This window comes from Rhizobium sp. CCGE531 (genome assembly GCF_003627795.1).
In the GTDB taxonomy this organism is placed as follows: Bacteria; Pseudomonadota; Alphaproteobacteria; order Rhizobiales; family Rhizobiaceae; genus Rhizobium.
On sequence record NZ_CP032684.1, the window covers coordinates 1,256,297 to 1,281,170 of the forward strand.

21 protein-coding genes and 1 tRNA gene are annotated in these 24,874 nt (G+C 60.1%); 14 read left to right on the forward strand and 8 right to left on the reverse strand.

All coding sequences use genetic code 11. The features are described from left to right. Positions 1 to 138 precede the first annotated feature (138 nt). The 5 genes from iolB to CCGE531_RS06220 form a co-directional block, all read right to left on the reverse strand. Entirely contained in the window at positions 139 to 936 is a 798-nt protein-coding gene (gene iolB / locus CCGE531_RS06200) for a 5-deoxy-glucuronate isomerase (RefSeq protein ID WP_120663404.1), read from the reverse strand. Between the two features lie 70 nt (positions 937 to 1,006). Next, positions 1,007 to 1,924: a myo-inosose-2 dehydratase gene (gene iolE / locus CCGE531_RS06205; RefSeq protein WP_120663405.1), complete on the reverse strand. Its 918-nt coding sequence runs from the start codon at positions 1,922 to 1,924 to the stop codon at positions 1,007 to 1,009. A gap of 67 nt (positions 1,925 to 1,991) precedes the next feature. After that, complete coding sequence (iolD, locus tag CCGE531_RS06210; RefSeq protein WP_120663406.1) at positions 1,992 to 3,842, reverse strand: 3D-(3,5/4)-trihydroxycyclohexane-1,2-dione acylhydrolase (decyclizing); 1,851 nt, start codon at positions 3,840 to 3,842, stop codon at positions 1,992 to 1,994. A gap of 25 nt (positions 3,843 to 3,867) precedes the next feature. Next, complete coding sequence (gene iolC, locus CCGE531_RS06215) at positions 3,868 to 5,799, reverse strand: 5-dehydro-2-deoxygluconokinase (protein WP_120663407.1); 1,932 nt, start codon at positions 5,797 to 5,799, stop codon at positions 3,868 to 3,870. 179 nt (positions 5,800 to 5,978) lie between these two features. Next, a complete protein-coding gene (locus tag CCGE531_RS06220; RefSeq protein WP_120663408.1) occupies positions 5,979 to 6,851 on the reverse strand; it encodes a MurR/RpiR family transcriptional regulator in 873 nt (290 codons plus the stop codon). A gap of 232 nt (positions 6,852 to 7,083) precedes the next feature. Between CCGE531_RS06220 and CCGE531_RS06225 the strand changes: the two genes are divergently transcribed. From CCGE531_RS06225 to CCGE531_RS06245, 5 genes are all read left to right on the forward strand, one after another. Then, positions 7,084 to 8,202 carry a Gfo/Idh/MocA family oxidoreductase gene (locus tag CCGE531_RS06225; protein WP_120663409.1) on the forward strand — a complete coding sequence of 373 codons (1,119 nt, stop codon included), beginning with the start codon at positions 7,084 to 7,086 and terminating at the stop codon, positions 8,200 to 8,202. Positions 8,203 to 8,344: 142 nt separating this feature from the next. Further along, positions 8,345 to 9,562 (forward strand): FAD-dependent oxidoreductase, encoded by a 1,218-nt coding sequence (locus CCGE531_RS06230; RefSeq protein ID WP_120663410.1) that lies wholly within the window; start codon positions 8,345 to 8,347, stop codon positions 9,560 to 9,562. A 129-nt stretch (positions 9,563 to 9,691) separates the two neighbouring features. Continuing rightward, positions 9,692 to 9,781, forward strand: a tRNA-Ser gene (locus CCGE531_RS06235). Between the two features lie 673 nt (positions 9,782 to 10,454). Next, the gene (locus CCGE531_RS06240; RefSeq protein WP_120663411.1) at positions 10,455 to 11,516 is read left to right on the forward strand and encodes a porin; all 1,062 of its coding nucleotides are present in this window, start codon (positions 10,455 to 10,457) and stop codon (positions 11,514 to 11,516) included. A gap of 449 nt (positions 11,517 to 11,965) precedes the next feature. Continuing rightward, on the forward strand, positions 11,966 to 13,033 hold the full coding sequence (locus tag CCGE531_RS06245) for a porin (RefSeq protein WP_120663412.1): 1,068 nt from the start codon (positions 11,966 to 11,968) through the stop codon (positions 13,031 to 13,033). A gap of 125 nt (positions 13,034 to 13,158) precedes the next feature. Here CCGE531_RS06245 and CCGE531_RS06250 read toward each other — a convergent pair whose 3' ends face one another. Then, complete coding sequence (locus tag CCGE531_RS06250; protein ID WP_120663413.1) at positions 13,159 to 14,052, reverse strand: alpha/beta hydrolase; 894 nt, start codon at positions 14,050 to 14,052, stop codon at positions 13,159 to 13,161. A gap of 74 nt (positions 14,053 to 14,126) precedes the next feature. Continuing rightward, positions 14,127 to 16,178, reverse strand: a complete 2,052-nt coding sequence (locus CCGE531_RS06255) for a lytic transglycosylase domain-containing protein (protein ID WP_120663414.1) — start codon at positions 16,176 to 16,178, stop codon at positions 14,127 to 14,129. A 217-nt stretch (positions 16,179 to 16,395) separates the two neighbouring features. Here CCGE531_RS06255 and dapA point away from each other — a divergent pair, with 217 nt between their 5' ends. Both dapA and smpB read left to right on the forward strand, forming a co-directional pair. Further along, positions 16,396 to 17,280 (forward strand): 4-hydroxy-tetrahydrodipicolinate synthase, encoded by an 885-nt coding sequence (gene dapA / locus CCGE531_RS06260; protein ID WP_120663415.1) that lies wholly within the window; start codon positions 16,396 to 16,398, stop codon positions 17,278 to 17,280. Between the two features lie 137 nt (positions 17,281 to 17,417). After that, positions 17,418 to 17,897: an SsrA-binding protein SmpB gene (gene smpB / locus CCGE531_RS06265; RefSeq protein WP_120663416.1), complete on the forward strand. Its 480-nt coding sequence runs from the start codon at positions 17,418 to 17,420 to the stop codon at positions 17,895 to 17,897. 169 nt (positions 17,898 to 18,066) lie between these two features. Here smpB and CCGE531_RS06270 read toward each other — a convergent pair whose 3' ends face one another. Beyond that, positions 18,067 to 18,651: an NYN domain-containing protein gene (locus CCGE531_RS06270; protein WP_120663417.1), complete on the reverse strand. Its 585-nt coding sequence runs from the start codon at positions 18,649 to 18,651 to the stop codon at positions 18,067 to 18,069. Between the two features lie 311 nt (positions 18,652 to 18,962). Here CCGE531_RS06270 and rpoZ point away from each other — a divergent pair, with 311 nt between their 5' ends. The 7 genes from rpoZ to rnc all read left to right on the forward strand — a co-directional run bounded on the left by rpoZ (position 18,963) and on the right by rnc (position 24,870). Beyond that, positions 18,963 to 19,361 (forward strand): DNA-directed RNA polymerase subunit omega, encoded by a 399-nt coding sequence (rpoZ, locus tag CCGE531_RS06275; RefSeq protein WP_120663418.1) that lies wholly within the window; start codon positions 18,963 to 18,965, stop codon positions 19,359 to 19,361. A 100-nt stretch (positions 19,362 to 19,461) separates the two neighbouring features. Beyond that, on the forward strand, positions 19,462 to 21,693 hold the full coding sequence (locus tag CCGE531_RS06280) for a bifunctional (p)ppGpp synthetase/guanosine-3',5'-bis(diphosphate) 3'-pyrophosphohydrolase (RefSeq protein ID WP_120663419.1): 2,232 nt from the start codon (positions 19,462 to 19,464) through the stop codon (positions 21,691 to 21,693). A 192-nt stretch (positions 21,694 to 21,885) separates the two neighbouring features. Beyond that, positions 21,886 to 22,035, forward strand: coding sequence for a DUF3563 family protein (locus tag CCGE531_RS06285; RefSeq protein ID WP_120663420.1), 150 nt, complete (start codon positions 21,886 to 21,888; stop codon positions 22,033 to 22,035). Positions 22,036 to 22,257: 222 nt separating this feature from the next. Further along, positions 22,258 to 22,845: a DUF2062 domain-containing protein gene (locus tag CCGE531_RS06290; protein WP_120663421.1), complete on the forward strand. Its 588-nt coding sequence runs from the start codon at positions 22,258 to 22,260 to the stop codon at positions 22,843 to 22,845. A 43-nt stretch (positions 22,846 to 22,888) separates the two neighbouring features. Beyond that, positions 22,889 to 23,293 (forward strand): holo-ACP synthase, encoded by a 405-nt coding sequence (gene acpS, locus CCGE531_RS06295; protein WP_120663422.1) that lies wholly within the window; start codon positions 22,889 to 22,891, stop codon positions 23,291 to 23,293. Between the two features lie 114 nt (positions 23,294 to 23,407). Further along, the gene (gene lepB, locus CCGE531_RS06300; RefSeq protein WP_120663423.1) at positions 23,408 to 24,154 is read left to right on the forward strand and encodes a signal peptidase I; all 747 of its coding nucleotides are present in this window, start codon (positions 23,408 to 23,410) and stop codon (positions 24,152 to 24,154) included. Next, positions 24,151 to 24,870 (forward strand): ribonuclease III, encoded by a 720-nt coding sequence (gene rnc, locus CCGE531_RS06305; RefSeq protein WP_120663424.1) that lies wholly within the window; start codon positions 24,151 to 24,153, stop codon positions 24,868 to 24,870. Before lepB ends, rnc begins: the two co-directional genes overlap by 4 nt. Positions 24,871 to 24,874 lie beyond the last annotated feature (4 nt).

Below are 24,874 nucleotides of genomic sequence, written 5' to 3' on the forward strand. Positions count from 1 at the left end.
TGCCATTTGAAGCCAGCTCAGTGTGCTGTCTTGCACAGGAGATTAGCCCTCATGGTGAGGTGCGTAGGCGCCTGAGCTTGGCGAAGGGGCCTGAGCCTCGAACCACGAGGGCGGGTGGTTGAGAACCACGACACTACCTCAGGACTTGAGCAGCCATTCGTGCTCGACGGCGTTGTGGAATTTCCAGATGCGCTTCGGGCCGGCCATGACGTTGAGATAGTAGAGATCGTAGCCGTGGCAGGCGGCGCATGGATGGTATCCTTTCGGCACCAGCGTCACGTCGCCGTCCTCCAGTACCATGACCTCATCCAGCGACCGGTCGTCTGTATAGACGCGCTGGAAGCCGAAACCCTGCGGCGGGTTGAGGCGATGATAATAGGTCTCCTCGAGGAAGCTTTCGTTCGGGAGATTGTCCTGATCGTGCTTATGCGGCGGGTAAGAGGACGTATTGCCCCCCGGCGTGATCACTTCGACAACCAGCAACGAATGCGCAGCGTCGTCGTCTTCCGGCATGATGTTGTTGACGTGGCGGACATTGCTGCCCTTGCCGCGCGTCAGCGCCGGATGCGTACCCGGCGGAATGGCGCGTGCTTCATGGGAGCCGCCACCCGGTGCCGAGCAGACGGCCAGTTCCAGCTCGGTCTCGGCTGTTACCGACCAGCTCGATCCAGAGGGAATATAAAGCGCGTGGGGCGCGCCCTCGAAGGGACTCATACGGCCGCCGAGCGAACCGAAATCCTTCGTACCCGCCTTGGCGCTTCCCTTGCCGCTGACCCAAACGAGGCAGACTTCGCGATCGCCGGTCTCGGCCGAAGCGGTTTCGCCCGGCTTCAGGCGGTAGAGGTCGAAGCCGACATAGGTCCAGCCGGCGCTTTCGGGCGTGACATGGGTGACGCGGCCACGGGAGCCGTCAGGTTTGACCTTGAGATTTGGCATGGTTCTTCCTCTATTGCTTGGGAGAACGCCCCTCAATATCCCTTGACGGAAGAGGGGCGCTCATCTCTAGCTATCCCTTCGGAAAGCCTTCGGTTTCAACCGTGTAACCCGCTGCCGTCATGACACGCATCAATTCGGCATGGCCGATCTCGGCCATCTTCTGCGGCGGCGCGTTGCGTGGATCCTGCTCGGCTTCGACCACGAACCAGCCTTCATAGCCGTAATCGGCGAAACGCTTGACGATGGCCCCGAAATCGAGCGAACCGTCGCCCGGCACCGTGAAGGCGCCAAGCGCCACCGCATCGAGGAAGGATTGCCGGCTGCGATCCAGCCCATCGACGACCGACTTGCGGATATCCTTGACGTGGACATGATTGATACGGGCATGATGATTGTCGATGGCGCGCAACACGTCGCCGCCGGCAAAGGCCAAGTGACCAGCATCGAGCAGCAGCGGAATACCTGCGCCGGAATTGCGCATGAAAGCATCGAGCTCCGGCTCGGTCTCGACAACGGCCGCCATATGATGATGGTAGGAGAGCGGCATGCTCTGCGCAGCGCACCATTCGCCGAACTCGGTGACGCGGCGGGCATAGGCCTTCATCTCGTCATCCGAAAGGCGCGGCTTGGTGGCGAGCGGCTTGGAGCGGTCGCCCTGGATAGAGCGGCCGACTTCGCCATAGACGATGCAGGGCGCGTTGACGGCCTTGAACAGCGCGATCATCGGCGCGATGCGGTCCTTGTTGGCGGCAAGCTCCTCGTTGACGAGCGTGCCGGAGAACCAGCCGCCGCAGAGCGTCACGTCGGCAGCGCGCAGGATCGGCAGCATCTCATTTGGGTTGCTGGGGAAGCGCCGGCCCTGTTCCATGCCGGTGAAACCCGCACCGCGTGATTGCCGCAGGCATTCCTCGAGGGATACGTCGTCGCTGAGCTCAGGAAGATCGTCGTTCCACCAGGCGATGGGCGACATGCCGAGTTTGGCCTTCATCAATGGTCTCCTTGAAAACACTGTTGGAGGAGCTGAAACGCTCCTCCAGAAATAGGACGGAAATCGATCAGCCGATGCGCTGGGAGGTGCGGGCCTTTTCATAGGCGGCGCGGGCCTTGTTGACCTCGGCGCGCGGGCTGACCTCCGGAACGGCGACATCCCACCAGTGGCCGCCTTCGTCCGTGGTGATCAGCGGATCGGTATCGATGACGAGGACCGAGCTGCGGTCGTTCTTCCTGGATGCCTCGATCGCCTGTTCCAGCTCGCCGATGGAGGAGACCTTCACGGCAATCGCGCCCATGCTTTCCGCATGCGCCCGGAAGTCGATCTCCGGCATCACTTCGAAACGCGAGTCCTTCAGCAGATTGTTGAAGTTCGCGCCGCCGGTCGCCATCTGCAGGCGGTTGATGCAGCCATAGCCCCGGTTGTCGAGCAGGACGACGGTGATCTTCAACCCGAGCATGACCGAGGTCGCCAGTTCGGAATTCAGCATCATGTAGGAGCCGTCGCCGACCATGACGACCACATCCTTCTCCGGCCGCGCCATCTTGACGCCGAGCCCGCCGGCAATCTCGTAGCCCATGCAGGAGAAGCCGTATTCCATGTGGTAGCTGCCGGGCGCTGTCGCAGGCCAGAGCTTGTGCAACTCGCCCGGTAGACCGCCGGCGGCACAAAGCACAATGGTTTTCTCTCCGCCGAGCGTGCGCGTGACGGCGCCGATCACCTGGGCGTCGGAAGGCAGGGCGGCATTCGTGGTCGCCATCGCCTTGGCGGCGGCTTCCATCCAGATCTTCTTTTCCTGCGTTGCCCGTTCGGCAAGCGCTGTCGGCGCCTTCCAGCCGGCAAGGCCGGCGCTGAGGGCCTTCAGACCTTCGCGCACATCCGTCACCAATGGGTGACTATCGTGCTTCAGTGCATCATAGGCAGCGATGTTGAGGCCGATGATCGCCATCTTATCGTTCTTGAACAGCGCCCAGGAACCAGTGGTGAAATCCTGGCAGCGGGTGCCGATGGCAATCACCAGGTCGGTATCCTCGGCAATGGCGTTGGCGGCCGACGTGCCAGTCACCCCGACCGAGCCGAGCGCCAGCGGATGCGTTTCGTTGATCGCCGATTTGCCGGCCTGCGTTACGACGACTGGAACGCCATGCGCTTCGGCGAAAGCCGTGAGTTCCTTGGTCGCCTGCGAATAGAGCACGCCGCCACCGGCGAGGATAACGGGCTTTTCGGATTTGCGGATCAGCGCGATGGCGTTGGCCAGCTCGTCCGCATCCGGTTGCGGGCGGCGCTGGGTCCAGACATGCTCCTCGAAAAAGCTCTCGGGATAGTCGAAGGCCTCGGCCTGCACGTCCTGGCAGAGCGAAAGCGTCACCGGGCCGCAATCGAGCGGATCAGTCAGGACCTGCATGGCGCGCTTCAGCGCCGTCATAATCTGCTCGGGACGCGTGATGCGGTCGAAATAGCGGGAGACCGGGCGGAAGGCATCGTTGGCGGAGACAGTGCCGTCACCGAAATCCTCGATCTGCTGCAGCACCGGATCGGGCGCGCGGTTGGCGAAGATGTCGCCGGGCAGGAACAGGACCGGAATGCGGTTGACATGCGCGACGCCGGCGGCCGTCACCATATTCAGCGCGCCGGGGCCGATGGAGGTCGTGCAGGCCATGAAGCGCTGGCGGAAGCTTGCCTTGGCATAGGCGATGGCGGCATGGGCCATGCCCTGCTCGTTGTGGGCGCGGAAGGTCGGCAGCTCCTCGCGCACCTGATAGAGCGCCTCGCCGATGCCGGCGACGTTGCCGTGACCGAAGATCGCCCAGACGCCACCGAAGATCGGCTGCTTCTGTCCATCGATGATGGTCATCTGCTTCTTGAGGAAATGCGCGACGGCCTGTGCCATCGTCAATCGGATCGTCTTGCCCATCGGGCGCCTCCCAAATGCTCTAATTTTACAGATCGCGGGTCTTGAGCCACGCATCCGTCAATTGCTGGAAACGGCCGGCCATGTCGGCAATCGCTTCCTCGTCGTTCATGCCGCCCGAGAGCCATGCGCGAGCTGCATCGGAAAATATGGTCCGCCCGACGGCGAAACCCTTGACCGAGGGAGCGGCCAGCGTCGCCTCGAAGCTTCGGATCAACTCCTCCGCCGGCGCCTCCAGGCCGAGCAGCACGATACCACGGCACCATGGATCATTTTTGGCGATCACGGCATCGATTTTTTTCCAGGCCGATGCCGATTCCTGCGGCTCCAGCTTCCACCAGTCCGGCTTGATGCCGAGCGCATAGAGTTCTTCCATCGCCGTCGGGATCGTATCGTCGGTCAGCGGCCCGTTCTTGCCGGCGATGATTTCGATCAGGAGCTCGCGGCCGACCTTGCGCGCGGCTTCGAACAGCGTGCGCAACTTTTCCTGCTGCTCCGCCTTCAACTCTTTCGGATCGTCGGGATGATAGAAGCACAGGCATTTGATGCAGTGATTGAGCGGCCATTCGACGAGCTGCGAGCCGATATCCTGGCTGAATTCAAATTTCAGCGGCTTCGATCCCGGTAGCTCGACCGGGCGGCCGATCCAGGAGAAATTCTTCGTTGCGGCATCGAAGAACGCGTCGCGTCCGAAGCGTTCGTCGATCAGCATGCCATAACCGGGCCGGCCACCGGCCACCCGCGCCGCCGCCTCGACGGCCAGCCGCTTGAAGGCGACAATCCTGTCGTGGCCGACGCTCAGTTCGTCGGCGACGCTGACGAGCTGCGAGCGGTGGTCGATGGCGAGCGCCATCAGCAGCGGGATGTTGCCGCGCCGGTTCGTCGCCCAATGAATATGGTTGATCGCCTCATCCTTGCGCAGCGCCCGGTGCTTGCTGCCCGTCTTCAGGAAGAAATCGAGCTCGGTCCAGGTCGGGTATTCCGGCGAGCAGAGCAGGCGGGAGACGGCAAAGGCACCGCAGGCATTCGCCCAGGTGGCGCAGGTCTTCAGCGGCTCGCCGCGCAGGTAGCCGCGCAGGAAGCCGGACATGAAGGCATCGCCCGCGCCGAGAACATTGAACACCTCGATCGGAAAGCCCTCGCCGACGATGCCGGCTTCGAGGTCGTCCGAGATCGGCCCTTCATAGACGATGCAGCCCATGGCGCCGCGCTTGAGCACGATGGTCGCCGGAGAGAGGCGGCGGATTTCCTTGAGCGCGCCGAGCACGTTGTCGACGCCCGAGCCGATCATGATTTCCTCTTCCGTGCCGATGATGAGATCGCAATCCGGCAGCGTCTCCCTCATCTTCGAGGACACGCGATCCGATTTCACATAGCGCTCGAAGCCCTCGGCATGACCGGCGAGGCCCCAGAGGTTCGGCCTATAGTCGATATCGAAGATCACCTTGCGGCCGGCAGCCTTGGCGATGCGGATCGCCTTGCGCTGCGCCGCTTCGGTATTGGGCTTGGAAAAATGCGTGCCGGAAACCAGGACCGCCTTGGAGGACTTGATGAAGTTTTCGTCGATATCGTCTTCGTCGAGCGCCATGTCGGCGCAGTCGGAGCGATAGAAGATCATCGGCGAGACGCCCTCGGCCTCGACCGCCAGCAATACCAGCGCCGTCAGCCGTTCCTTATCCGTCGCGATGCCATCCACGGCTACACCCTCGCGGGCCGCCTGTTCGCGGATGAAGCGGCCCATCTGTTCGTCGCCGACGCGGGTAATGAGGCCGGATTTCAGACCCAGCCGCGCAGTGCCGATGGCGATATTGGCCGGGCAGCCGCCGACAGACTTGGCAAAGGAGGCGATATCCTCAAGGCGCGAGCCGATCTGCTGGCCATAGAGATCGACGGAGGACCGGCCGATGGTGATCACATCGAGTTTTGCTTCCGGCTGCGCGCCAGGATTGTCGTGTGCCATGATGTCCTCCCGTCGGGGCATGACCTCTTTCGCTCTTCAGCCAGCGCCGAGATCATGCGTTATTGAAAGTGCCGGTGTTCGTTTCGTCCCGGTTGCGACGGATCGGGCGGCCATCTCCCATGGCCGTGATCCTGGTCGCAGTGAAACATTGGTTCCGAGATTTTGTCAATTCGGAATATTTATTCCATTTTCGTTTTGTCTACTTTTATCGTGCCTTTTCGCCGGCGTTCGGCAATGGCGACCGGAAAGGCCATGATCAGCGCCATCGATGCCGATAGCGAGCGGAAGCCGGCAAAATCGGCCTCGGCCACTTCGAACCAATGGGTCGCGCAGGCGGTGAGCGGGGAAAAGGCCGAATCGGTGATGGCGATGACCGGCACATTGCGCGAGGCGAGATCCTGCGCCTGCGCCAGGCTGTCGGCGGCGTATGGCGAAAAGCTCGCGGCGATCGCTGCGTCCTTCTCCGTGGCGAAGCGGGCAATCTCGCCGTCGATGCCGTTGGGCGAGGCGACGATCTGGTGGCGTATGTTCAGCTTGGAAAAGGCGTAGGTCATATGTGCCGTCAGCGGATAGGAGCGGCGCTTGGCGATGAGATAGATCGTCTCGGCCGCGGCAAGGACATCCACTGCCTTTACAAAAGTCTCCGTCTCGATGGTCGCGGCAAGCTTGTTGACCGATTGGCTCGCAGCGGAAAGGAAGCCGGAGAGAATGCCGGCCTCCTCGTCCTGAATGCCGGAGCGCTCCAGCGTCACCAGCCGCTCTTCGTAGCTTAGCGTGCGATCGCGCAGCCTTTCGCGGAAGATGCTCTGCAGATCGGAGAAGCCCTCATAGCCGAGGTGATGAGCAAGACGCACCAGCGTGGAAGGTTGCACCTCGGCTGCCGCGGCAATGCTGGCCGTCGTGCCGAAGGCGATTTCGTCGGGATTGCCGAGCGCGAAGGCAGCGACCTGCGCGAGACGCTTCGGCATGGCGTTCTTGCGCTCTATGATAATGCTGCGCAGGCTTTCGAAGTCGCGCGGAACTCTCGTCCGCGTCTCGATATTGTTGTCCATGCGCCGTCCTTATGCTCCCCCAACACCGTCAATGAAATAAATGTTCCATATTTGCAACGATACCGGATTTTGATTCGCTCGGCACGAAATATTTTAAGTGTCTGCTTTTAAATATATAAATATGGATTTCTGCTCTGACGGGAGTTTCGAGTTTATAAGCACGCTTGTCAAAACGGTCTAAATATTCCAAAAATCGCGTCGACTTCGGGAGCAGTTTGAGGAGGAAAGGCAAATGAAGCCGTTGGGCGTTGGACTGATCGGAACCGGCTATATGGGCAAATGCCATGCGCTGGCATGGAATGCGGTGAAAACCGTGTTCGGCGATGTTGCGCGGCCGCGCCTGGTGCATTTGGCCGAAGCCAATGCCGATCTTGCAAGGGCGCGCGGCGATGAGTTCGGCTTTGAAAAGGCAACGGCCGACTGGCGCGCGCTCATCGCGGACCCGGATGTCGACGTCGTTTCCGTCACGACGCCCAACCAGTTTCATCCGGAAATGGCGATCGCGGCGCTTGAAGCCGGCAAGCATGTCTGGTGCGAAAAGCCGATGGCGCCGTCCTATGGCGATGCGGAGCGCATGCTGGCCGCAGCCGAGAACTCCGGCAAGGTCGCCATCCTCGGCTACAATTATATCCAGAACCCGGTGATGCGGCACATCAAGGCGCTGATCGCCGAAGGCGCGATCGGCGCGGTCAACCATGTCCGCGTCGAGATGGACGAAGATTTCATGGCCGATCCGAACGGCCTCTTCTACTGGAAGAGCGAGCTTGCCTCCGGCTATGGCGCTCTCGATGATTTTGCCGTGCACCCGCTTTCGCTGCTCTGGTTCCTGTTCGGCCATGTGGAGGCCGTCATCAGCGATATGGTGAAGCCCTATGCCGAACGGCCGTTGAAGGATGGCGGCCGCCGCGCCGTCGAAAACCACGATCTCGCCAATGTGCTGATGCGGCTTGGCGGCGGCATTTCCGCCGTGCTGATGGCCAATCGCTCGGCCTGGGGTCGCAAAGGGCGGATAGTCCTGCAGATCTTCGGCTCCAAGGGCTCGATCTCGTACGATCAGGAGCGCATGAACGAATTCGAGCTCTACCAGGCCGAGGGCAGGGACAGCGAGCAGGGCTTCCGCAAGGTGCTGGCCGCACCCGCCCACAAGCCTTATGACCGTTTCATCCCCGCGCCCGGCCATGGACTCGGCTTCAACGATCTGAAGATCATCGAATGCCGCGAGTTGATCCGCGCCATTTCCGGCGAGGCTGCGTCGGTCGTGGCTTTCAAGGATGGCTTACGCATCGAGAAATCGGTGCATGCCATGGCGCAATCCTTCCACGAACGGCGCTGGGTCGAAATCGAGAGCTGAGCATTCGGCCTAATTTTCTCCCGATCCGGGGCGCAGGGTCAGCTATGATTGACGCTTGCGGATGCAAGCGTTACCCCTGAAGCCCATAGGCGTCCTCCCGCGTTGCGCGGAGGATCGCCATAATAACAATGGAGTACGGATCGTGACGGGCAGATTGGTCATAGTCGGGGCCGGGCAGGCAGGTTTCGCGCTCGCGGCCAAATTGCGCGGGCTGGGTGATTCGAGGCCGATCACCATCGTTGGCGCCGAGGAAAACCTTCCCTATCAGCGACCGCCACTGACCAAGAAGTACCTGCTCGGCGAGATGATCTTCGATCGCCTGCTGTTCCGGCCCGAACATTGGTATGCCGACAACAATGTCGAGATCCGCGTGTCGACCTGGGTGGAGCAGATCGATCGCGCCGCAAAGCAGATCGTCATGCAGGACGGCTCGAGACTGGATTACGAGACGCTGGCGCTTGCGACGGGCGCGACGCCGCGTCGCCTGCCGCCATCCGTCGGCGGTGCGCTGGAGGGCGTCTATCTCGCCCGTGACAAGCGCGATGCCGATCTCCTTGCTGGGGAGATGCGCCCCGGACGCCGGGTGCTTATTATCGGTGGGGGGTATATCGGGCTTGAGGCGGCCGCGGTCGCGCGCCATCGCGGCCTCGAAGTGACCCTCATCGAGATGGGCGACAGGATCCTGCAGCGTGTCGCCGCCAAGGAAACCGCCGATATTTTCAGGGCCATCCATCAGAAACATGATGTCGTCATTCGCGAGAAGACCGGATTGAAGCAGCTCGTCGGCCGCAATGGGCATGTTGCCGCCGCGGAACTTTCCAACGGCTCGACGATCGATGTCGATTTCGTCGTCGTCGGCATCGGCGTTGCGCCCAATGACAGGCTCGCCAAGGAAGCTGGCCTTGAGGTTGGCAACGGCATCGTGGTCGATTCGTTTGCCCGCACCTCCGATCCCTATATCTTCGCCATGGGCGATTGCGTCGAGCTGCCGTGGGAGGGTGGGCGAATCCGCCTCGAATCGGTGCAGAACGCAGTCGACCAGGCGGAGGCCGCGGCCGAAATCATCGCCGGCGGCGATAAGGCTTATGATCCGAAGCCGTGGTTCTGGTCGGATCAATATGACGTGAAGCTGCAGATTGCCGGTTTCAATCTGGGTTACGACGAGACGCTTCTGCGCCCCGGCGCTCGCGAGGGCGCGGCTTCTATATGGTATTTCAAGCAGGGCCGCTTCATCGCCGTCGATGCGATAAACGACGCAAAGGCTTATGTGACGGGCAAAAAGCTCCTGGAAGCCGGCGCCAATCCGTCCAGGGCGATCCTTGCCGACCCGGCCGCCGATTTGAAGCAGCTATTGGCATGATATGAGTTTTCAAGTCGGACGGACGACGTTCCGGCCGACAACCGGCTGTTGCCGAATCTCTGAAAGAACGCAGCTGAAGGCGAAAAAGCGCTTGCGTCGATAAATGAATGGCCCTATCAGGGCCGCACCGGAGAGGTGGCCGAGTGGTCGAAGGCGCTCCCCTGCTAAGGGAGTATACCAGAGATGGTATCGTGGGTTCGAATCCCATCTTCTCCGCCATTTTCCAAAATATCAGGAATTGGTCGCTGTCAGTCCCGCAAACGGAATTATCGGTTTATGCGGCTTGGGTGCGGCGCCGTCTGCGGTTCTCGTCTTATGCGGGCCTGCTTCGCTCGCCGGGTGCGGAGCTTTCCTCGATTCGGCAGCCAATAGGCGCCTGAGCCCCCGGAGTATTTTAGATGCCGTGGCTCCCGGCTGCGAATCGGCGGCGGGAATCGTTTGAGCACGTGCGTCGATTTGGGACGGCTGCAAGCTGGACTTGTCCGCTTTCACTACCGGAAGTCGTCGCTTGAGATGACGCAGGTGATCAGCCTGCTGTCATGGAGATCCTAAAATCGCCGCGGATTGGCCATTTTGCCGCCCGTTCGCATATCCTGCGTCTCTTTTATAGTGTGCCGCCTAAGTACCCGTAGATTAAAGGATTTCTTAACGAAGTCTAAATCTTTGTGGCAGCGGTGTTGCCGACTTGTGTCCTTTCGGCAACAGGACTGGCGGAAGGTTCACGCAAATCCCCCTTTCGGAGAAGATGTCGATTGCGTGACAGAGCACGTCTTGTATTTTCACTCTCGGAAGCGAGGGCGATTGATCGTCCACTTCTTGAAACGCGAGGATGGGACAGGGAATACCTTCGGGTAGTTCTCATTCTCGACATAAACTTTGACTGGAGGTCAATATGAACATCAAGAGCCTTCTTCTCGGCTCCGCTGCTGCGCTCGTAGCAGTTTCCGGTGCTCACGCAGCAGACGCTATCGTCGCTGCTGAGCCGGAGCCGCTTGAATACGTTCGCATCTGCGATGCTTTCGGCGCTGGTTACTTCTTCATCCCGGGCACGGAAACCTGCCTCAAGATCGGCGGTAAGGTTCGTACCGAAGGTCAGTGGTACGATGCCTACGACCCGGACTCTCGTCGGGGCACGCTCTGGCACACCCGCGCCGAGTTGAACGTCAACACCGCGACCGACACCGAATACGGTCCGCTGAAGACCGAAACCATCATTCGTTGGGATTGGAACGACGGCAACGCCACCAAGACCAACCTGCTCTGGGCTTACATCAGCCTCGGCGGCTTCACGGTTGGTAAGACGGACTCGCAGTTCAACCAGTTCACCGGTTATGCCGGCGACGTCATCAACGACGACGTTGTTTATGACGGCCCGTACGAACTGAACCAGATCACCTACAACTACGACGCCGGCAACGGCTTCACGGCTGTGATCTCGCTCGAAGACAGCAACTCTGGCGTTGGCGCTACCGGCTCCAACGGCGAAGACAGCTCGAACCACTACGCTCCCGACGTTGTCGCAGGTGTTGGCTACAAGGCCGGCGCATGGGGCTTCAAGGTCGTCGGCGGTTACGACTCGATCGTTGAAGAAGGCGCCATCAAGGCTCGCGTTGACGCCGACTTCGGCGTATTCTCGGCCTTCTTGATGGGCGGCTACAACACGGACGGCGACAAGCTGAACAAGTATGCTGGCGCTGGCGGCGGTGGCTCTGCCTCCGGCATCGGCTGGGGCGACTGGGCAGTTTGGGGCGGCGTTGGCGTTCCGATCAACGAAAAGCTGAAGTGGAACCTCCAGCTCGCCTACACCGACTCGAAGATCTTCGCCGCTACCACGAACGTCAAGTGGAACCCGGTCAAGAACCTGCTCATCGAGCCGGAAGTCTCCTACACCAACTGGGACTCCATCAATCAGGACCAGTGGGCTGGTATCCTCCGCTTCGAGCGCAGCTTCTAATCTGATCTGACTTCGGTCAATCCGATTTTCACTACGGTGAAGAAAAAGCCCGGCCAATGGCCGGGCTTTTTCTTTGCTTACAAGTATTAGCAAGATAAGATGTGATATCTTTTACCGGCGCGCAGCCATCGCTAAATACACCCCTCTGAATTCGGCGAATTTCCAAGCTGATCCAAAGTAGAATTCGGCCTGCGATGCGTCTGCGATATGACGGTTTTGCGACGTGATTTTTGTGCAACGCACCCTTTGAAACGCCCGTCACAATTGCTGATAGTTTATCTCTGATATTGCTCTGCAAAAAACCATCTGTAGGTTCCAAATCGGAAGCAAGACTTACTGTCTTGGTTCTCCCAGATCAGGGGTCAACTTTTAAAACTAGGTGGGGTAGGGCGCGTCGATTTTTTCGGCGTGATTTCTCATACCTAATTGATATTGAAACTGGAGTTACTATGAACATCAAGAGTCTTCTTCTCGGCTCCGCTGCTGCGCTGGCAGCAGTTTCCGGTGCTCACGCGGCCGACGCTATCGTCGCTGCTGAGCCGGAGCCGCTCGAATACGTTCGTATCTGCGACGCTTACGGTGCTGGCTACTTCTTCATTCCAGGCACGGAAACCTGCCTCAAGATCGGCGGCATGGTCCGTACCGAAGGCGGCTGGTACAATGCTTACAAGGCTGGCCAGGACGCAGCTGGCCGCGGCACCTATTGGCATACCCGCGCCGAGCTCAGACTTTCTACCGCGACGGATACCGAATACGGCCCGTTGAAGACCAGCACGGTCTATCGCTTCGACTGGAACGACGGCAACGCCACGACGAATAAGCTGCTCTGGGCCAATATCAGCCTCGGTGGCTTCCTTGTCGGTAAGAACGATTCGGTTTACTCGACCTTCCTCGGTTATGCCGGCGACGTCATCAACGACGACGTGATCGAGTACGGTATCAATGGTACCGACGAACTGAACCAGATCACTTACAGCTATGATGCCGGCAATGGCTTTACCGCCGTCGTCTCGCTGGAAGATTCCAATTCCGGCACGGGCGCAACCGGTGCAAACGGCGAAGACAGCTCCGGCCACTATGCTCCGGACGTTGTCGCCGGTGCGGGCTACAAGGCTGGCGCCTGGCAGTTCCGCGTCGTCGGTGGCTACGACTCCATCGTTGAAGAAGGCGCCGTCAAGGCTCGCGTCGATGCCGACTTCGGCATTCTCACCGCTTTCGTTATGGGCGGCTGGAACACCGATGGCGACAAGCTCAACAAGTATGCCGGTGCTGGCGGTGCTGGGCTTGGCTGGGGCGACTGGGCCGTATGGGGCGGCGTTGGCGTTCCGATCAACGAGAAGCTGAAGTGGAACCTGCAGCTTTCCTATGACGACGCGAAGACTTTCGCTGCGACGACGAACGTCAAGTTCAACCCCGTCAAGGACCTGCTGATCGAGCCGGAAGTGACCTACGTCAACTACGACGCCGTCAACAAGGACACCTGGGCTGGTATCCTCCGCTTCCAGCGCACCTTCTAATTCGGTTCGCCGAATCGAATTTGGCAGATCTCCCGATCAGACCTCTGATCGGAGGAGGAAGGGCCCGGTTTTCCAACCGGGCCTTTTTATTGCAAGCAGGGACCGAAACACGCGAGGTTTCGTCCTCAAAGTCCTGAGATGAAATCCCGGATCGCAAGTGGGATATCGCCGAAATGCAGGATGGGCGCATGCCCTTGTCCATTGGCGATCTTGACGACGGTGCCTGGATGGCGTCTTGCCATCTCATCGGTCGTGGATTGCGTCAGGAGCTTCGAATTCTCGCCGCGAATCACCATCAGCGGAATGTCCTGAAATCCCTGGAATTGCGTCCACAGGTCGGGAATCGGCGTTTCCAGGTCGAGTGCCTGCATCTGGGCTGCGATAGCGGGGTCGTAATCGGCAGCGGGTTTGCCGTCGACAGAAGCGTAGATCGCTCGCGCCATGTCCTGCCAGTCCTCTTCGCCAAGCGCGGTAAAGGCGCTGCCATGGTTCTCTCGCAAGATCTCGATCGCCTCGCTCCAATTGGCAGGCCTCTTGTCACGGTTGAGATAGTCGCGAATATCCGCCAGCCCGATCTTCTCCAGGACGGGACCGATATCGTTGAGGATGACCGCTTTCAGGACATCCGGTCGGCTGGCCGCAAGCATATGCAGGACCAGACCGCCGCGCGACGTGCCGACGAAGATGGCTTGTTGAATATCGAGGGCGGCGCAAACCGTCAGGACGTCCTGCGCTTCGACGACGAGATTGTAGTGGGACTTGTCGGGATCCCGCTCGGATAGCCCGCGTCCGCGAGCGTCGAGTGTGATCACCCGGTGCGGAGCGGAGGAATCCTGCGACAGAAGCAGCGCCGATTGATGAAAATCGCGCGAATTGCGCGTCAGTCCCGGCAGGCAGAAAACAGGCGTCCGGTTTCGTGTTGCCGCTTCGTTGCCGGCGTAATCCCGCACATGAAGCCTCAAGCCATCCCCGGCCGTGATCGTTCTGGCAAGGAAGCCGCTTTCATCGTCGCTGCGCATGCATCGTCCTCGTGCTTCGGATATCACGAGCGATGTAACGGCATTTCCCCAACACGCACAACTGCGGTTCTGGGCTAACCTCGGCCGTTGACCAGATCCTGTACGATGTCGGCCTTTTGTCCGAGCCGCGCCTTATAGACCTGGTAGTTTTCCATGACCCGCTGGACGTAGTTCCGGGTCTCGGGGAAGGGGATGCGCTCGATCCAGTCGATCACGTCGTCGAGCGACTTGCCGCGTGGGTCGCCATAGCGGCTGATCCATTCCGGCACCTTGTTCGGCCCGGCATTGTAGGCGATGAAGGTGAGGATGTAGGATCCGCCGAACGTATCGATCTGCTCGCCGAGGTAATGAGCCCCGAGCGTGGCGTTGTAGCCGGCATCCTGTGTCAGCTTGTCGGCGGAGTAGGCCATCCCGTGCCGGCCGGCAACGGCCTTCGCCGTCTTCGGCAGCAGTTGCAAAAGGCCGCGTGCATTGGCGGAGGAAATCGCCGCCGGGTTGAAGGCGCTTTCCTGGCGGGCAATGGCATAGGCGAGCGCCTTGCCGGAGCCGGAGATATTGGCACTGTCCGGAATGACGCCGATCGGGAAGGCGAGCGCTGCCACGTCGACGCCACGCCCGTAGGCAATCTTGCCGATCTGCAGCGAGAGCTGGTGGTTACCGGAACGCTCGGCTTGAGCGGCCAGCATGGCGATTTCGCCGGGGCTCTCCAGCTGTTTTGCCAGGGCGCGATAGAGCGCTTCTCCACGCCAGCCATGCCCCGCCGCCTCAAGCCGCGAGACTGCCTGCACCGCTTCGCGCTCCTGGAAGCGCTGGCGGTCGGCAGCCGAGGGCGAGGGGTAGCTGACATTCAGCGTGCGGCGGCCGAGCTTTTCGGCGGCGAGCTGTCCGTAAAACGTGCTCGGATAAGAGGCCGCCTTCGCATAGAAATCGGCTGATTTGCCCGGGCCGCCCGCCTCGGCCGCGCGGCCGAGCCAATACCAGCCGCGCGATTGCGAGATCGGCCCGTTCGAGACCTGCAGGATCTTGCGGAAATGGCTTGCCGCGCTTGCACCGTCCTGTAGGCCGCGCAGAGCGTACCAGCCGGCATGGAATTCGGCCTCGCCGATATCTTGCGGACTTTCCGCGACACTGGCGTCGACAACGCGGTAGGCCGCCTTGAATTCACCCTGATCCGCCAGGCCGCGGCTGACGATGCGCTGCTCGTTCCACCATTGGCCGGGGCTGACGAGCACGCTGCCGTCGCGCGGCATTTGCGCCAGAAGATTGGCCGCGTCATCATATCTGTCCTGGCGACGCGAGGTTTCGATCCGCATGAAGAGATAGGCGGGATCCTTGCGCCATTGCGCATCGACGGCTGCTATCAGAGCGTCGGCCTTCGGCAAGCGGTCATTGACGGCGGCCCAGGCCTTGTAGAGCGATTGCGCCTTGCCGAGATCGCCGAAGCGTTTGGCTTGCGCGGTCCGGTCGCGGTAAAGCAGATAGTCCATGCGCGCCTTGTGATCGGCAGGCGACAGCAGGCTTGGGAACTCGGCGAGGATCTTGTCCTCGAGAGACTTGTCGAGCGGCTCGTCGCGCCAGATCTTGCGGATCAGCTTGCCGGCTTGAGCGGATGAACCGCGAGCCATGAGCGCGCGGGAAAGAATGATGGCGCCTTCCACGGTCTCCGGCTGCGTATTGCCGAAAGCAGCAAGGATTTGATCCGTCGCCGGGTTTTCGCTGTAGAGCGCGCGCTCGGAATTGGCGCGCAAGCTGCCGAGCCCCGGCCATCCCAGAAGCTCGCGAGCGGCGGTGGCAATCTCGCCCGAGGGAATGCCCGGCTGGCCCGAAGTGGCGATCGCCCAGGTGAGGACATGGCGATCAAGCGTGCCTTGGTCCATGCTGTTGCGGATGGCAAGCGCCTGCATCGGGTTCTTGTTGGAAAGCGCGTCCAGGCCAGCCTTCAGGTCTCCGCTCACCGGCGCGATGGCGCCGCTGCGCGGGATCGCGGCCGTGCTTATGGGATCCGTCGCCATGGCGAGATCGGCGCTGGCGCGTGTAGATGTCTGCTGGCCGGGAAGCTGCGAGGCAACGGCGCCCCAGGCCACCGCCAAGCCCACAGCGGTCCAGATCGTGACGGGTCTCTTCATCCGGCTACTCACAAAACAAACGGTCCCATTCCATTTGCCAAATGTTATATTAACGAAACCTTACCGGTGGTCCGAATTTCAATCAATTATGATATCGGAAACTGCCCTCTACCATCCAAAGCGTGCTTGTCGCCGTCAAGCCGGCGCTTTATGGTGCGCGGATTCATAACCATGGATTGCGGCCGAAGCATGGATGCCGCGCCGCTAGGAGACTTGCATGTTCCAGGGATCCATTCCCGCACTCGTTACGCCCTTTACTGACGCCGGCAAGGTGGACGAGGCATCCTTCGTCTCGCATGTCGACTGGCAGATAAAAGAGGGTAGCAAGGGTTTGGTCCCCGTGGGCACGACGGGGGAATCGCCGACCCTGTCGCATGACGAGCACAAGCGGGTTGTCGAGCTTTGCATCGAGGTCGCCAATAAGCGCGTCCCGGTCATGGCGGGAGCGGGTTCGAACAATACCCGCGAGGCGATCGAGCTTGCGCAGCACGCTGAAAAGGTCGGCGCAAACGCGGTTCTGGTCGTCACGCCCTATTACAACAAGCCGACGCAGAAGGGGCTCTACGCGCATTTCGCCGCCGTTGCCGAGGCGGTGAAGCTGCCGATCTATATCTATAACATTCCGGGTCGCTCGGTCGTCGACATGACGCCGGAGACGATGGGTGGGCTCGCAAAGACCTACGCCAACATCGTCGGCGTCAAGGATGCGACGGGCAAGATCGAGCGCGTCTCCGAGCAGCGCATCAGCTGTGGCCACGATTTCCGCCAGCTTTCCGGTGAGGATGCCACGGCGCTGGGCTTCAATGCGCATGGCGGCATCGGCTGCATTTCCGTGACCGCCAATGTCGCGCCGCGCCTGTGCGCCGAATTCCAGGCGGCAACGCTCGCCGGTGACTATGCCAAGGCTCTTGAATATCAGGATCGCCTGATGCCGTTGCACAAGGCGATCTTCCTGGAGCCCGGTCTCTGCGGCGCCAAATACGGTCTCTCCCGTCTTGGCCGCATGAGCCGCAATGTGCGCTCGCCGCTGTTGTCGACGCTGGAGCCGGGCACGGAAGCTGCGATCGATGCCGCCATGCGCCATGCCGGCCTCCTGAACTGAGACGGCATCGCAGATCCGTTGCCGCAACTCCGCCGGACCGCTCTCTTCACAAGGAGGGCGGTCTCGCTTATTTAGGGGTCACGAACTTGGCACGCCTTCGGCCGCTGCCGTAATGACGCAAGAAAAGAAGAAGAACCATGGCACCCAAAGGCAGCCAGCGCGTGGTGAAGAAGATTGTGGCGGAGAACCGCAAGGCACGCTTCAACTACGAGATCATCGACACTTACGAAGCAGGGCTTGTGCTGAAGGGCACGGAGGTCAAGTCGCTGCGTGAAGGCAAGGCCAATATCGCCGAATCCTACGCCTCGGACGAGGATGGCGAGATTTGGTTGATCAATTCCTATCTGCCGGAATATCTGCAGGCCAATCGCTTCAACCATGAACCGCGCCGCCGTCGCAAGCTGCTGCTCTCCAGCCGCGAAATCGGCCGGCTGCGCTCGGCCATCAATCGCGAAGGCATGACGCTTGTGCCGCTGAAGATCTACTTCAACGACAACGGCCGCGCCAAGCTGGAACTGGCTCTCGCCAAGGGCAAGAAGCTGCATGACAAGCGCGAGTCCGAGAAGGAGCGCGATTGGAACAGGCAGAAGAGCCGCCTGCTCAAGGACAATAGGTGAGGGTGAGAAGCGGTCGGGCAACCCCCGAGCAATCGATCCAGTGAATCGATTGCAGCGACGAACGCCCTGAGTCTCAGCGAGGGGCCGGCTGCCGCGGCAGACACGAAACGCTTCCGCCGCGCGCAACTACCCCTTGGCAAACACCGAACCTGTCCGATACAGTCCCGAATTACTCTTCGGCATCCGTCGCGGCGGGCGCCGGTTCGACGGGACGTTGCGGACGCTCCGAAGCCTCGCGGCCGATCTCCGCCTTCAGCGATACGAGATCGATGAAATGGTCGGCCTGGCGGCGCAGGTCGTCGGCGATCATCGGCGGCTGGGTTGCCATGGTCGAGATGACCGACACCTTGCGACCACGGCGCTGCAGGGCTTCCACGAGGTTCGTGAAGTCGCCGTCGCCGGAGAAGATCACCAGATGATCGACGGTTTCGGATTGCTCCATGGCGTCGATCGCCAGCTCGATGTCCATGTTGCCCTTGATCTTGCGGCGTCCCATGGAGTCCGTGAATTCCTTGGCCGGCTTGGTGACGACCTTGTAGCCGTTATAATCGAGCCAATCGATCAGCGGGCGGATCGAGGAGTATTCCTGATCCTCGATAAGAGCGGTGTAATAATAGGCGCGCAGGAGATATCCGCGTTTCTGAAAAGCTTTCAGGAGCTTGCGATAGTCAATATCGAAACCGAGGCTCTTGGATGCGGCGTAGAGATTGGCGCCATCTATAAAGAGTGCAATTTTTTCGCGTGGGTCAAACATCACTTAGATATCCACTGTTATAAAAACGTAATGATCTCGTTCAAAGTTTAGCTAAAACAATCCGTTGCAAGGCGTTGCAGAATAATTCGTAGTACTTTATGAATTATTCATATAACCGAGATGTAGGGCACGAAATGTGATATTCCAAGCAACCGCAGGTAGAAATCACCCTTTGTCTAGGGGAATTTTAGCACTTTCCCAGGGGGTGCAAAGGCGCTCAAACAGGAAAAACTTGAATTTGCCATCGTTTGCTTGTATCGGCGTGCTACTCCGAGACATGATGACGACATCACGACCGCAAAGGACAGGCAATGGCCCGTGTCACAGTAGAAGATTGCATTGATAAAGTAGAGAACCGGTTCGAGCTCGTGCTGCTCGCCAGCCATCGCGCCCGTCTGATTTCGCAGGGCTCCTCGATCACGATCGACCGCGACAACGACAAGAACCCGGTTGTAGCGCTGCGCGAAATCGCCGACGAGACGCTGTCGCCTGATGATCTCAAGGAAGATCTCATCCATTCGCTGCAGAAGCATGTCGAAGTGGATGAGCCCGAGCCCGATCCGGCAAGCCTGCTCGCAACCGGCGTCTCCGCCTCCAGCGACGAGGAAGAAGATCTGCCGGAGACGGTTACGTTCGACCAGATGTCGGAAGAAGAACTTCTGGCCGGTATCGAAGGCCTGGTTCCGCCGGAAAAAAGCGACGATTACTGATCGTCGACCTTGATGCTCCGGGCGGGAGCGATATGATGGGGAAATGCGTGCGCCGGTCACATGACTGGCGCGCTTTTGTTTTTGCTGGAGTAGCTTTGGAATGATGCGGCAATACGAGCTTGTCGAGCGCGTGCAGAAATACAAGCCCGATGCCAACGAAGCTCTGCTCAACAAGGCCTATGTTTATGCAATGCAGAAGCATGGCCAGCAGAAACGCGCCAGCGGCGATCCCTATATTTCCCATCCTCTCGAAGTTGCTGCCATCCTGACGGATATGCGTCTGGATGAATCGACCATCGCGGTCGCCCTTCTCCACGACACGATCGAGGACACGACGGCGACCCGGGCCGAGATCGACGAACTGTTCGGCGAAGATATCGGCCGCCTGGTCGAGGGGCTGACCAAGATCAAGAAGCTCGATCTCGTCACCAAGAAAGCGAAGCAGGCGGAAAACCTGCGCAAGCTGCTTCTCGCCATTTCCGACGACGTGCGCGTGCTGCTGGTCAAGCTTGCCGACCGCCTGCACAATATGCGCACGCTGGATCATATGTCGCCGGAAAAGCGCGCCCGTATTTCCGAGGAGACGATGGAAATCTATGCGCCGCTCGCCGGCCGCATGGGCATGCAGGATATGCGCGAGGAGCTGGAAGAGCTCTCCTTCCGCCATATCAATCCGGAAGCGAACGATACCGTCACCAAGCGCCTTGAGGAGCTTTCGCGGCGCAACGAAGGCCTCGTCAAGAAGATCGAGACCGAACTGCGCGACCTGCTTGTTGCCAACGGCCTCGCCAATGCCATGGTCAAGGGCCGGCTGAAGAAGCCTTATTCGGTCTTCCGCAAGATGCAGTCGAAATCGCTCTCCTTCGAGCAGCTTTCCGATATCTACGGCTTCCGTCTTCTCGTTGACGATATCCCGTCCTGCTACCGTGCGCTCGGCATCGTGCACACGCGCTGGCGCGTCGTTCCCGGACGGTTCAAGGACTATATCTCGACGCCGAAGCAGAATGACTATCGCTCCCTGCACACGACGATCGTCGGTCCTTCCAGCCAGCGTATCGAACTGCAGATCCGCACCAAGCGCATGCATGAGATCGCCGAATTCGGCATCGCCGCCCACACGCTCTACAAGGACGGCACGAACGGCAATAACAGCAATGGCGATGGCGAACTGCTGTCGCGGGAAAGCAATGCCTATTCCTGGCTGCGCCACACGATCGAGGCGCTGGCCGAAGGCGACAGCCCTGAAGAATTCCTCGAGCACACGAAGCTCGAACTGTTCCAGGATCAGGTCTTCTGCTTTACGCCCAAGGGTAAGCTGATCGCCCTGCCGCGCGGTGCGACGCCGATCGACTTCGCCTATGCCGTCCATACCAACATCGGTGACACGACCGTCGGCGCCAAGATCAATGGTCGCATCATGCCGCTGGTGACGCGGCTGAACAATGGCGATGAAGTCGAGATCATCCGATCCGGCGTGCAGGTGCCGCCGGCCGCCTGGGAAGAGATCGTCGTCACGGGCAAGGCGCGCGCCGCCATTCGCCGCGCGACCCGGCTCGCCATTCGCAAGCAATATGCCGGCCTTGGCCACCGTATTCTGGAGCGCACCTTCGAGCGCGCCGGCAAGGTCTTCTCGCGCGACGCCCTGAAGCCGGCCCTGCATCGCCTCGGCCAGAAGGACGTGGAGGATGCCATTGCTGTCGTCGGGCGAGGGGAGCTGTCGTCGCTCGACGTCCTGCGCGCCGTCTATCCCGATCATCAGGATGAGCGCGTGACCGTGAAGCCCGCCGGCGACGAAGGCTGGTTCAACGTCCGCAGCGCTTCGGGCATGATCTTCAAGATCCCGGGCAAGACCAAGGCCGATCTGGCTGACGGCACCGATGCCGATGCGCCGCCGATCCGCGGCCTGGCAGCCAATGTCGAGGTACATTTCGCCCCGACCGGCGCGGTTCCCGGCGACCGCATCGTCGGCATCATGGAAAAGGGCAAGGGCATCACCATATATCCGATCCAGTCGCCGGTCCTGCAGCGGTTCGATGACGAGCCGGAGCGTTGGATCGATGTGCGCTGGGATCTCGACGAGGCCAACAAATCCCGCTTCGCGGCGCGTATCATGATCAATGCGCTGAACGAGCCGGGCACCTTGGCCAAGGTGGCGCAGACCGTCGCCGATGTCGACGTCAATATTCGCTTGCTCAACACCGTTCGCGTCGCCGCCGATTTCACCGAGATGGCGCTCGACGTGGAGGTCTGGGATCTGCGCCAGCTCAATCAGCTTCTGGTGCAGCTCAAGGAGCTCGACTGCATCGCCACTGTGAAGCGCCTTTACGAGTGAGATCTGTCTGGCACATCTTCGATCCAATGCAGGCTGCATATTTTGTGATCATTTTATGACCAAATTTGAGCACATTTCCGGATTGATATGCATTGAATGCATGGCTGTGTCTATTTAAGAGCGGTGGTAATTAACCGTTGTCGGCCTTATCTTCTGGTCATCGAAGAAACGAAACAGAGATGAGAGAAGACAATGTTTAGCCCGATCAAGAAAATCGCCCGCGCCCTGCGTGTTCCGAGTGTCGAAGACCGCGAAATGGCTTACCTGAATGGCTCGCACGACCGTTTTGACCTTGAATATCGTCAGCGTCAGGTTGACCGCGGCCTGTTCCGTCAGCGTTAACAGCCGTTAATACTTAAAAGACCAAGAGGGGCGCGTCGCTGTTGCGCCCTTGGAGCATCCCGACATAGAGGGATTTCTTCAGGTAGATGAATGGAGAACGTCCATTTTCTGCACCCTAAGCAGGCGACGCTCCAAAAAGGGCCGTAGTTTCGGTTCTTAATCGGCACGTGACACGTTTGGCCGCTCTTGTCACGACGGCCTCCATTGCACTAGATAAGCCGCATGCTATTTCGTCGCCGAAAACCACTGACACTCAAGGAAAAACTGCGGGAGCACCTATGGCCCCGCAAGGGTTTCGTCCGCTCGTTCCAATATTTCGGCAAGCGCCTCGTTCGTCTTGCCGCGTCGCCGCACTCGGTTGCGGCTGGTTTTGCTGCGGGCATCGTCGTATCGTGGACGCCCTTCATCGGCGTGCATTTCGTCATGGCGATCATCATCGCCTATCTGATCGGCGGCAATGTCATCGCCTCCGCGCTCGGCTGTCTCGCGGCCGGCAATCCCATTACCTATCCCTTCATCTGGGCTTTCACCTGGGAAATCGGCCATTTGATCCTGGCGCGTGATGGCGGCGGCCAGGGTGAAGGCATCGATCTGCCGGCGCTGTGGCACAAAGGCGATCTCCTGCAAATCTGGGATCCGGTTTTGAAGCCGATGCTGATCGGCGGCATTCCGCCGGCGATTGTGACCGGCGTGATCGTCTATGCGCTCACCTATTATGGCGTGAAGACCTTCAAGACGCGCCGCAAGGAACGCCTGTTGGAGCGCGCCCGCGAGCGGCTGGCGCTTGCCGAGAACGCATCGAGCGTCTGACGGCGCCTGTGATATCGCCCCGGGCCGCCAGGAGGGCCTTCCCATGATTATCGGCATAGGCAGCGATCTTATCGACATCCGCCGGGTGGAGAAGACGATCGAACGTTTCGGCGCCCGGTTCACCGAGCGCTGCTTTACCGACATCGAGCGTGCCAAGTCCGAAGGCCGCAAGAACAAGGCGGCATCCTATGCCAAGCGCTTTGCCGCCAAGGAAGCCTGTTCCAAGGCTTTGGGCACAGGCCTGGCGCAAGGCGTCTTCTGGCGCGACATGGGCGTCGTCAATCTGCGGAGCGGCAAGCCGACGATGCAATTGACCGGCGGAGCCGCCGAAAGATTGGCTTCCATGCTGCCGCCAAATCATCGCGCCGCCATTCATTTGACGATAACGGATGATTTTCCGCTTGCTCAGGCTTTTGTGATCATCGAGGCGCTGCCGATGGACGGCTGAATCGCAGCCATGTGTCGCTTTTGGCATCCGCGCCATTGCCGCAATGATGTGAAGCGAGTAGACAGTGCCTGAAAGCAAGTGCGCCGGTGGGGTGCGAAAAAGGAATAAGACTGCGTGTCCGAGAAAGCCGTAAAACAGCAGAACGCCCTGTGGGAAAACATCAAGGTCATCGTCCAGGCGCTCGTCCTGGCCATGATCATCCGCACGGTTCTCTTTCAGCCGTTCACCATCCCGTCCGGCTCGATGATGCCGACGCTTCTTGTCGGCGACTATATCTTCGTCAACAAATTCGCCTACGGCTATTCGAAGTATTCGCTGCCGTTCTCGCCGGATCTGTTCAGCGGCCGTATTTTGGGCAGCGAGCCGAAGCGCGGCGACGTCGTCGTGTTCCGTTTCCCGCCGAATCCGGACGTCGACTACATCAAGCGCGTGATCGGCCTGCCGGGCGACCGCATTCAGGTGAAGAACGACATCCTCTACATCAACGGTCAGGCCATTCCGCGCGAGCCGCACGGCACCTTCTCGTCCGATTACAGCCAGGAGCCGGGCGACAACATCCCCGTCTACAGCGAGCGCCTGCCGGATAGCGGCAAGGTCTATGACACGCTGGATCTTTCGCCGAATTCCCGTGGCGACAATACCCAGGAATATGTCGTACCGGCCGGTCATTACTTCATGATGGGCGACAACCGCGACAATTCAGACGACAGCCGCTTCGACGTCGGTTATGTGCCTGCCGAAAACCTCATCGGCCGCGCCAGCGTCATCTTCTTCTCGCTGGGTCATGACACCTCGTTCCGCGAGGTCTGGAAATGGCCGACCAACATGCGTTGGGATCGCCTCTTCAAGGTTGTCGAATGACGAAGGCGCAGGCGCTCTCCCAGGCGGATCGTACAAAGCTTGAGGTTGTGATAGGCCATGAATTCGCCGAGAAGGAGCGTCTCGACAGTGCGCTGACACATGCCAGCGCCCGCGCGCACAAGACGGGAAACTACGAACGGTTGGAATTTCTCGGCGACCGGGTTCTCGGTCTCTGCATCGCCGAGCTGCTGTTCAAGACCTTCGGCGCGGCGACGGAAGGCGAACTCTCGGTTCGCCTCAACCAGCTTGTGAGCGCCGAAACCTGCGCCGAAGTCGCCGATGAGATGGAGCTGCATCTTTACATCCGCACGGGCGCCGATGTGAAAAAGCTGACGGGCAAGCGCATGCTCAACGTGCGCGCCGATGTCGTCGAAAGCCTGATTGCCGCGCTTTATCTCGATGGCGGGCTGGAAATCGCCCGCAAGTTCATCCTGCGTTTTTGGGAGCGCCGCGCCATCAGGCCGGAAGGTGCAAGGCGCGACGCCAAGACGGAACTGCAGGAATGGGCGCATGCGAAATTCGGTGTCACCCCGGTCTATAGGGTTGATGATCGCAGCGGACCGGATCATGATCCACGCTTCACCGTGACGGTGGAAGTGGCGGGAACGGCGCCCGAGACAGGAATTGAGCGCTCCAAGCGTGCCGCCGAGCAAGTGGCGGCGACGCGGATTCTGGAGCGTGAAGGTGTATGGCAGCCTCAGTTGACTGAGACGTGACTGC